This window comes from Mycobacterium sp. 1482292.6 (assembly GCF_001672995.1).
GTDB lineage: Bacteria > Actinomycetota > Actinomycetes > Mycobacteriales > Mycobacteriaceae > Mycobacterium > Mycobacterium europaeum_A.
In genome coordinates, this window is the sequence record NZ_LZKV01000067.1 from 1 (window position 1) to 9,230 (window position 9,230).

At 69.3% G+C, this 9,230-nt stretch carries 8 protein-coding genes and 1 pseudogene; 7 read left to right on the forward strand and 2 right to left on the reverse strand.

Annotation, left to right across the window (positions count from 1 at the left end; genetic code table 11):
* Window positions 1-300: DUF2505 domain-containing protein (locus A5624_RS05880; protein WP_156748856.1), on the reverse strand; the 300-nt coding region annotated here is incomplete at its 3' end.
* Window positions 301-326: 26 nt separating this feature from the next.
* Between A5624_RS05880 and A5624_RS05885 the strand changes: the two genes are divergently transcribed.
* Both A5624_RS05885 and A5624_RS05890 read left to right on the forward strand, forming a co-directional pair.
* Window positions 327-1,442: a UDP-N-acetylmuramate dehydrogenase gene (locus A5624_RS05885; RefSeq protein WP_066863000.1), complete on the forward strand. Its 1,116-nt coding sequence runs from the start codon at window positions 327-329 to the stop codon at window positions 1,440-1,442.
* A 71-nt stretch (window positions 1,443-1,513) separates the two neighbouring features.
* Entirely contained in the window at window positions 1,514-2,845 is a 1,332-nt protein-coding gene (locus A5624_RS05890; RefSeq protein WP_066863003.1) for an Ig-like domain-containing protein, read from the forward strand.
* On the opposite strand, the gene A5624_RS05895 is transcribed toward A5624_RS05890, so the two are convergent.
* Window positions 2,829-3,578 (reverse strand): SDR family oxidoreductase, encoded by a 750-nt coding sequence (locus tag A5624_RS05895; RefSeq protein WP_066863007.1) that lies wholly within the window; start codon window positions 3,576-3,578, stop codon window positions 2,829-2,831. The two genes, A5624_RS05890 and A5624_RS05895, sit on opposite strands and share 17 nt — an antisense overlap.
* Window positions 3,579-3,814: 236 nt before the next feature.
* Between A5624_RS05895 and A5624_RS05900 the strand changes: the two genes are divergently transcribed.
* From A5624_RS05900 to A5624_RS05920, 5 genes and pseudogenes are all read left to right on the forward strand, one after another.
* Window positions 3,815-5,092, forward strand: coding sequence for an ROK family protein (locus A5624_RS05900; RefSeq protein ID WP_197518926.1), 1,278 nt, complete (start codon window positions 3,815-3,817; stop codon window positions 5,090-5,092).
* A 61-nt stretch (window positions 5,093-5,153) separates the two neighbouring features.
* The gene (gene mshA, locus A5624_RS05905) at window positions 5,154-6,428 is read left to right on the forward strand and encodes a D-inositol-3-phosphate glycosyltransferase (RefSeq protein ID WP_066863012.1); all 1,275 of its coding nucleotides are present in this window, start codon (window positions 5,154-5,156) and stop codon (window positions 6,426-6,428) included.
* A pseudogene (locus A5624_RS05910) lies at window positions 6,425-6,965 on the forward strand (YbjN domain-containing protein). Before mshA ends, A5624_RS05910 begins: the two are co-directional and overlap by 4 nt.
* Window positions 6,966-7,073: 108 nt before the next feature.
* Complete coding sequence (locus tag A5624_RS05915) at window positions 7,074-7,823, forward strand: phosphoglyceromutase (RefSeq protein ID WP_066863016.1); 750 nt, start codon at window positions 7,074-7,076, stop codon at window positions 7,821-7,823.
* A gap of 154 nt (window positions 7,824-7,977) precedes the next feature.
* Window positions 7,978-9,207, forward strand: coding sequence for a cell wall metabolism sensor histidine kinase WalK (locus A5624_RS05920; RefSeq protein WP_156748858.1), 1,230 nt, complete (start codon window positions 7,978-7,980; stop codon window positions 9,205-9,207).
* The last annotated feature ends 23 nt before the right edge of the window (window positions 9,208-9,230 follow it).

Genomic DNA, 9,230 nt, shown 5'->3' on the forward strand with positions numbered 1-9,230 from the left:
CCCCGTCGCCGCCCCGCCGGTGACCGGCCCCCACGTCTCCTCGCGCCGGATGCGCAGGTCACCGCTGTGCAACTGGGTGACCATGCCCGGCAGCTTGTCGCTGCGGATCACCTGCAGCGTGACGACCTCGACGGTGTCCTCGTCCCCGGACTCCCCGCCGACCCGCATCGACTCCAGCGTGGCGAGGTCGACACCGGACCCGGCCAGCCTGGCCCGCCAGTACTCCTCGTCGGTGAAGGCGCGATGAACCTCGTCAACACTGCCGTCGTAATCGGCCGACAAGTCGAATGAACGCGGCATAGCAGGTCAGGCTACCGTTACGGGCCATGAAATCCAGCGGTGCCGGTGCGGAGTTCGCCGGCGCGGCGGTGGCCGACGCGGTGCCACTGGCGCCACTGACCACCCTGCGGGTCGGACCGACCGCGCGCCGCCTGATCACCTGCACCACCAGCGAGCAGGTGGTCGCCACGTTGCGGCAGCTGGACGCCGAAACCGCTGGCGGGCAACGCGACCCGGTGCTGGTCTTCGCCGGCGGCTCCAACCTGGTGATCTGCGACGGCCTGACCGACCTGACCGCGGTGCGGCTGGCCAATGACGGCATCACCGTCGAGGGCAACCTGGTCCGTGCGCAGGCGGGCGCGGCGTGGGACGACGTCGTGCTCACCGCGATCGAGCACGGCCTCGGCGGGCTGGAATGCCTGTCCGGCATCCCCGGCTCGGCCGGGGCCACCCCGGTTCAGAACGTCGGCGCCTACGGCGCCGAGGTCTCCGACACCATCACCCGCGTGCGGGTGCTCGATCGCGCGAGCGGGCAGGTGCGCTGGGTGCCGGGTGACGAACTGGGCTTCGGCTACCGCACCAGTGTGTTCAAACGCGCCGGCAGTGGACTCGAAATGCCTTCCGTCGTACTGGAAGTGGAGTTCGCGCTGGACGCGTCCGGGCGCAGCGCGCCGCTGCGCTACGGCGAGCTGGCCGCCGAGTTGAACGTGGCCGGCGGCGAGCGCGCCGACCCGCGGGCCGTCCGCGACGCGGTGCTGTCGCTGCGGGCGCGCAAGGGCATGGTGCTCGACGCGGCCGACCACGACACCTGGAGCGTGGGCTCCTTCTTCACCAACCCGGTGATCGCCCCGGACGCCTACGAGCGGTTGGCCGCCGCCGTCGACGGGCCGGTGCCGAACTACCCCGCGCCCGACGGCGTCAAGCTGGCCGCCGGCTGGCTGGTGGAGCGGGCCGGATTCGGCAAGGGCTACCCGGATCCGGGGCCGGACGGCCTCGAACAGCCCTGCCGGCTATCCACCAAGCACGCGCTGGCGCTGACCAACCGCGGCGGCGCCAGCTCACAGGACGTGATAGAGCTTGCTAGAACGATCCGCGACGGCGTCCAGGCTGTGTTTGGCATCACATTGGTCCCCGAGCCCGTCCTGCTCGGCTGCAGGCTGTAGCCGCAAATTTCGCCGACGCGTGCCCGGGCCCGTTTTGTCGTGGCCGGGCTGGCCGATTTTCCCCGGTATCTTTGATTTTCGTGACCCCGTCCAGCGCCCCGCGGCCGTTCAACCGGCGTGCGGCTTTGGCGACCCTGGGACTGGGTGTGTTCGCCCCCAACGTGTTGGCCGCCTGCGGCGGCACGACGGCGAAACAGGCCGAGAAGAAGGAACAGCCGGCACCGCAGCTCAAGTACCAGCCCGCCAACGCGACCGAGAACGTGGTGCCGATCGCCCCGGTCAGCGTCGAGGTGAGCGACGGCTGGTTCCAGCACGTCGCGTTGTCCAATTCGTCGGGCAAGGCCGTCGCGGGCGCCTTCAATCAAGACCGCACCGTCTACACGACCTCCGAGCCGCTCGGCTACGACCAGACGTACACGTGGAGCGGCTCGGCCGTCGGGCACGACGGCAAGGCGATCCCGGTGGCCGGCAAGTTCACCACGGTGTCTCCCACCAAGAAGATCGGGGGCGCCTTCCAGCTCGCCGACGGCCAGACCGTGGGCGTCGCGGCGCCGATCATCATCCAGTTCGACGCGCCGATCACCGACAAGGCCGCCGTCGAAAAGGCGCTCACCGTCACCACGAACCCGCCCGTCGAGGGCAGCTGGGCCTGGCTGCCCGACGAGGCCGCCGGTGCGCGCGCGCACTGGCGGACCCGCGAGTACTACCCCGCGGGCACCACGGTCAACGTCGAGGCCAAGCTGTACGGTCTGCCGTTCGGCGACAGCGCCTACGGCGCCGAGGACATCTCGCTGAACATCCAGATCGGCCGGCGGCAGGTGGTCAAGGCCGAGGTTTCCTCGCACCGTATCCAGGTGATCCGCGACGAGGGCGTCATCATGGACTTCCCGTGCAGCTACGGCGAAGCCGACAAGGCGCGCAACGTCACCCGCAACGGCATCCACGTGGTCAGCGAGAAGTACGCCGACTTCTACATGTCCAACCCGGCGGCCGGCTACAGCCACGTGCACGAGCGCTGGGCGGTCCGGATCTCCAACAACGGCGAGTTCATCCATGCCAACCCGGCCAGCGCCGGCGCGCAGGGCAACACCAACGTCACCAACGGCTGCATCAACCTTTCGACGGGTGACGCCGAGCAATACTTCCAGTCGGCGATGTACGGCGACCCGGTCGAAGTCACCGGCAGCACGATCCAGCTGTCCTACTCCGACGGCGACATCTGGGACTGGGCCGTGGACTGGGACACCTGGGTGGCCATGTCGGCGCTGCCGCCGCCGACCGCGCGCCCGCCGTCAACCCAGATCCCGGTCACCGCGCCGGTCACGCCGTCCAACGCGCCGACCCTGTCCGGCACTCCGACCACGTCGACGTCACCGGCCGGCACCGCTACCCCTGGCGGTTAAAACGGGAGGTCGTCGCCTGATCGCGCGGCTTCATCACGATCAGGTCCAGATCGACGTGCGACGGCCGCGAGGCGACGAATCCGATCACCTCGGCCACATCCTCGGCCACCAGCGGGGTGATGCCGGTGTAGACGGCCTCCGCGCGTTGTTGGTCGCCGTCGAAGCGCACCAACGAGAATTCCGTCTCGACCGCGCCGGGCGCGATCTCGGTCAGCCGCACCGGCTTGCCCAATAGCTCGCCGCGCAGCGTGCGGTGCAGCGCTCCCTGGCCGTGTTTGGCCGCCGTGTATCCGGCGCCGCCGTCGTAAACCTCAAGTGCCGCAACGGAAGTGACGGTGATGATCAGCCCGTCGCCGGAGTCGATCAGCTTGGGCAACAGCGCGCGGGTGACCCGCAGCGTGCCGATGACGTTGGTCTCCCACATCCATCGCCAGTGCTCGAGGTCGGCGTCGGCGACCGGCGCCAGGCCCCGGGCGCCGCCGGCGTTGTTGACCAGAACGTCGACCCGGTCCACTTTGCTCGCCAATGTTTCCACCGCCGCCTCGTCTGTGACATCGGCCACAATCGCGGTACCGCCGATTTCACTGGCCAGGGCCTGAATCCGGTCGGATCGACGCGCCACCGCGACGACATGAAAGCCCTGCGCAGCCAGGATTCGGGCGGTTGCTGCACCGATCCCCGAGCTGGCCCCGGTGATTACTGCGACTCGTTCATTCCTGCCAGTTTTAACCATCGAAACAACCTTAATGAACGTGCTAGATTTTGCGTGTGCTCCTTAGCGCCCTGTCCAACACCACGACCACCGCGTGTCTTTGCGCGGCGGGTGCGTGTTGTTGCTGCGCACTTTGCCGCTCCTGACCCAGCCAGGTGTGGCCAAGACGGCCAGCAAAATTCGGACAAATAAGGACGCTCGTGCGCACGAATACCCTCACCCATACCCATCATTCGCCCAGCCGTGCCGTCGGGCACCTGCCGGGCCAAAAGGGCCACCGCTCGGTGCGCCGGCAGATCGTGCCGCCGGCGCTGAACATCCCCGACTCGGCGGCGGCCTCCGTCTTCCGGGCCGTCCGGCTGCGCGGCCCCGTCGGCCGCGACGTCATCGCCGGCGTCACCTCGCTGAGCATCGCCACGGTCAACCGTCAGGTCATCGCGCTCCTGGAAGCCGGCCTGCTCCGGGAACGCGCCGACCTCGCCGTCTCCGGCGCCATCGGCCGCCCGCGTGTGCCGGTGGAGGTCAACCACGAACCCTTCGTGACGCTGGGCATCCACATCGGTGCCCGGACCACCAGCATCGTGGCCACCGACCTGTTCGGCCGCACGCTCGACACGGTCGAAACCCCGACACCGCGTAACCCGGCCGGGCCCGCGCTGGCGACGCTGGCTGACAGCGCCCGCCGCTACCTGCGGCGCTGGCATCGCCGCCGGCCGCTGTGGGTGGGGGTCGCCATCGGTGGCACCGTCGACGGCGCCACCGGCCAGGTGGACCACCCCCGGCTGGGCTGGCGGCAGGCGCCGGTGGGGCAGGTGCTCGCCGACGCCCTGGGCCTGCCGGTATCGGTGGCCTCGCACGTCGACGCGATGGCCGGCGCCGAGCTGCTGCTGGGCATGCGGCGCTTCCTGCCGAGCTCGCCCACCAGCCTGTACGTCTACGCCCGTGAGACCGTGGGCTACGCGCTGGTGATCGGCGGGCGGGTGCACGTGCCGGCCAGCGGACCGGGCACCATCGCGACCTTGCCGGCGCAGTCCGATTTGCTCGGCGGCACCGGCCAGCTGGAGTCCACCGTCAGCGACGAGGCCGTGGTGGCCATCGCCCGCCAGCAGCGCATCCTGCCGTTCGCCCCGACCAACCGCGCCAGCGGCTCCGCCGCCGGCATCTCGGATCTGTTGCGGGTGGCCCGAGCCGGCAACCAGCAGGCCAAGGACCTGCTCGCCGAGCGGGGCCGCGTGCTCGGCGAGGCGGTGGCGTTGCTGCGCGACATGCTCAACCCCGACGAACTGGTGGTCGGCGGCCAGGCCTTCACCGAGTACCCGGAGGCAATGGAGCAGGTCGAGGCGGCGTTCCTGGAACGCTCCGTGCTCGGACCCCGCGACATCCGCCTCACCGCCTTCGGCAACCGGGTGCAGGAGGCCGGCGCGGGGACCGTCTCGCTGTCGGGGCTCTACGCCGACCCGCTGGGGGCGATGCGGCGCGCCGGGGCGCTCGATGCCCGGCTGCACGACGTGACTCGCGACGAGTCGTCCGCCTGACACGACGGGTGTGTCCAGCGCGCTTGGGCTGGCCGGCGAACCATCCTGTAAAGATGACAGGGTGCGCCACGATGACGTTTTCCGGCTGAACGAACCGCGCCGGGTCGCAGTGTTGGCGGTCCACACCTCACCACTGGCCCAGCCCGGCACCGGCGACGCCGGCGGGATGAACGTCTACGTGCTGCAAACCGCGTTGCACCTGGCGCGGCGAGGCATCGAGGTGGAGATCTTCACGCGGGCGACCGCCTCGGCCGACCCGCCGGTCGCGCGGGTGGCGCCCGGCGTGCTGGTGCGCAACGTGGTGGCGGGCCCCTTCGAGGGCCTGGACAAATACGACCTGCCCACCCAGCTGTGCGCGTTCGCGGCCGGGGTGTTGCGCGCCGAGGCGTCGCACGAGCCGGGCTATTACGACATCGTGCATTCGCACTACTGGCTGTCCGGTCAGGTCGGTTGGCTAGCCCGCGACCGCTGGGCGGTGCCGCTGGTGCACACCGCGCACACGCTGGCCGCGGTCAAGAACGCGGCGCTGGCCGAGGGGGATTCGCCCGAACCGCCGCTGCGCACGGTCGGCGAGCAACAGGTCGTCGACGAGGCGGACCGATTGATCGTCAACACCGATGACGAAGCCAGGCAACTGATCTCGATTCACCACGCCGACCCGGCCAGGATCGACGTCGTCCATCCCGGGGTAGATCTCGACGTGTTCCGCCCGGGCGATCGCCGGGCCGCCCGGACCGCGCTGGGGCTGCCGCTCGACGAAGACGTCGTGGCGTTCGTCGGCCGGATCCAGCCGCTGAAGGCGCCCGACATCGTGTTGCGCGCCGCCGCGAAACTGCCCGGGGTGCGCATCGTGGTGGCCGGCGGGCCCTCGGGTAGCGGTTTGGCCTCCCCGGACGGGTTGGTCCGGCTGGCCGACGAACTCGGCATCACCGAGCGCGTGACGTTCCTGCCCCCGCAGTCCCGCCCGAATTTGGCCACGTTGTTCCAGGCGGCCAATCTTGTTGCGGTGCCCAGTTATTCGGAGTCGTTCGGTCTGGTCGCCCTCGAGGCGCAGGCCTGTGGGACGCCTGTGGCCGCGGCCGCGGTCGGCGGGCTACCGGTGGCGGTGCGCGACGGCGTGACCGGCACGCTGGTGGCCGGCCACGACGTCGGGCGGTGGGCGGACGCGCTGGGCCGGCTGCTGCGTTTGCCTGCGCCGCACGCCGATGTGATGGGCCGGGCGGCCGCCGAGCACGCGGCCACGTTTTCCTGGGATCACACCACCGACGCGTTGTTGGCCAGCTACCGCCGCGCGATCCGCGAGTACACGACCGAGCGCCGCGGGGTGGGCGCATGAGCCCATCGGTAAGCCAGGTGATCGAGGATGCCCTGCAGGACAGTGGGTTGAACTACTCGAAACACGCTGGGGCGCATGGCGGTCTGCCCGGTCTGGTGGTGGAACTGCCCGGCGAGCGCAAGCTCAAGACCAACACCATCCTCAGCATCGGCGAGCATTCGGTGCGGGTGGAGGCCTTCGTGTGCCGCAAGCCCGACGAGAACCACGAAGGCGTCTACCGCTTCCTGCTCAAGCGCAACCGCCGCCTCTACGGCGTGGCCTACACGCTCGACAATGTCGGGGACATCTATCTGGTGGGGCGCATGTCGCTGGCTTCGGTGGACGCCGACGAGCTCGACCGGGTGCTCGGGCAGGTGCTCGAAGCGGTGGATTCGGACTTCAATACGTTGCTGGAGTTGGGGTTTCGCTCGTCGATCCAGAAGGAGTGGGAGTGGCGGGTGTCGCGCGGTGAGTCGCTGAAGAACCTGCAGGCGTTCGCCCATTTGATCGACGACGACGAAGACGACGATGCAGAGCGCGAAGCGCGATGGTGAGTAGTCGAGCATCGGGGCACGAAGACGACGATGCAGAGCGCGAAGCGCGATGGTGAGGAGTCGAGCATCGGGGCACGACCGCGACGAATAGGGCCGTGAGAGACTGACCGGCATGGGTGACACCGCCACGCTGGTACTGCTTCGCCACGGCGAAAGCGAATGGAATTCGCTGAACCTGTTCACCGGTTGGGTCGACGTCGGCCTCACCGACAAGGGTCGGACCGAGGCCGTGCGCAGCGGCGAGCTGCTGATCGAGAACAACCTGTTGCCCGACGTCCTCTACACGTCGCTGCTGCGCCGGGCCATCTCCACCGCGCATCTCGCGCTGGACGCGGCCGACCGGCTGTGGATCCCGGTGCGGCGCACCTGGCGGCTCAACGAACGCCATTACGGGGCGCTGCAGGGGCTGGACAAGGCCGAGACGAAGGCCCGCTACGGCGACGAGCAGTTCATGGCCTGGCGGCGCAGCTACGACACGCCGCCCCCGCCCATCGAGAAGGGCAGCACCTACAGCCAGGACACCGATCCCCGTTACGCCGACATCGGCGGCGGCCCGCTCACCGAGTGCCTGGCCGATGTGGTCGTGCGCTTCCTGCCCTATTTCACCGACGTCATCGTCCCGGATCTGCGCAGCGGCAAGACGGTGCTGATCGTGGCGCACGGCAACTCGCTGCGGGCCCTGGTCAAGCACCTCGATCGGGTGTCCGACGACGAGATCGCCGGGCTCAACATCCCGACCGGCATCCCGCTGCGCTACGACCTGGACGCTGACCTGCGGCCGGTGGTTGCCGGCGGCACCTATCTGGACCCGGAGGCGGCCGCCGCGGGCGCCGCCGCAGTGGCCAGCCAGGGGCACGGCTGAGCTGGGCCTGCCCGCGCCGATCCGCGAGATAAAGGCGATTTAGCCAAACATCGCGTGAACGGGAGCGGAACACCTGTTGCGCAAGGTGTGACTTGTCCGATTTTGGCCTCGTTGCGCTAGGGCAGCGTTCAGGAAGATTTGTAGGATTTGCTATGTGACTGTGTTCTCGGCGCTGTTGCTGGCCGGGGTTTTGTCCGCGCTGGCGCTGGCCGCGGGGGTGCTGGTCGGGACCCGGCTGTCACCGCGGACGGTGCAGCGCCGCCAGCGGGTCGGCACCGAGTGGACCGGGATCACCGTCGCGCAGATGCTGCAACGCATCGTGGCGCTGATGCCGCTGGGCGCGGCGGTGGTGGACGCCCACCGCGACGTCGTCTACCTCAATGAACGGGCCAAGGAGCTGGGCTTGGTGCGCGACCGTCAACTCGATGACCAGGCCTGGGAGGCGGCGCAGCAGGCCCTGACCGGCGTCGACGTCGAATTCGACCTGCAGCCGGCGAAACGGTCGGGTGGCCGGTCGGGGCTCTCGGTGCACGGGCAGGCGCGGTTGCTCAGCGAAGAAGACCGCCGGTTCGCCGTGGTCTTCGCCCACGATCAGTCCGACTACGCGCGGATGGAGGCCACCCGGCGCGACTTCGTGGCCAACGTCAGCCACGAGCTCAAGACCCCGGTGGGCGCCATGGCCCTGCTCGCCGAGGCCCTGCTGGCGTCGTCGGACGACTCCGAGACCGTGCGGCGGTTCGCCGAGAAGGTGCTCGTCGAGGCCAACCGGCTCGGCGACATGGTCGCCGAGCTGATCGAGCTGTCCCGGCTGCAGGGCGCCGAACGGCTGCCCAACGTCATCGAGGTCGACGTCGACGAGGTTGTCAGCGAAGCGATTTCGCGGCACAAGGTGGCGGCCGACAACGCCGACATCGAGGTCCGCACGGACGCGCCCAGCGGTTTGCGGGTGCTGGGTGACGAAACGCTGTTGGTCACCGCGTTGGCCAACCTGGTGTCCAACGCCATCGCCTATTCGCCGCCGGGTTCGCCGGTGTCGATCAGCCGCCGTCGCCGCGGGGAGAACATCGAGATCGCGGTGACCGACCGTGGCATCGGGATCGCCCTGGAAGATCAGGAACGGGTTTTCGAGCGGTTCTTCCGCGGGGATAAGGCCCGCTCACGGGCTACCGGCGGCAGCGGGCTGGGCCTAGCCATCGTCAAGCACGTCGCGGCCAACCACAACGGCAGCATCGGCGTGTGGAGTAAGCCGGGCACCGGATCGACGTTCACTCTTTCGATCCCGGCGGCCAGGGTGTCTCATCACGACGATGGTGAATCCGAGCAATCGCAGGGCCGCGACGTGCGGCCCAACCGCTCACAACGAGAGGAAGAACTAAGTCGATGACCCGCGCGTATGACGATGCAGAG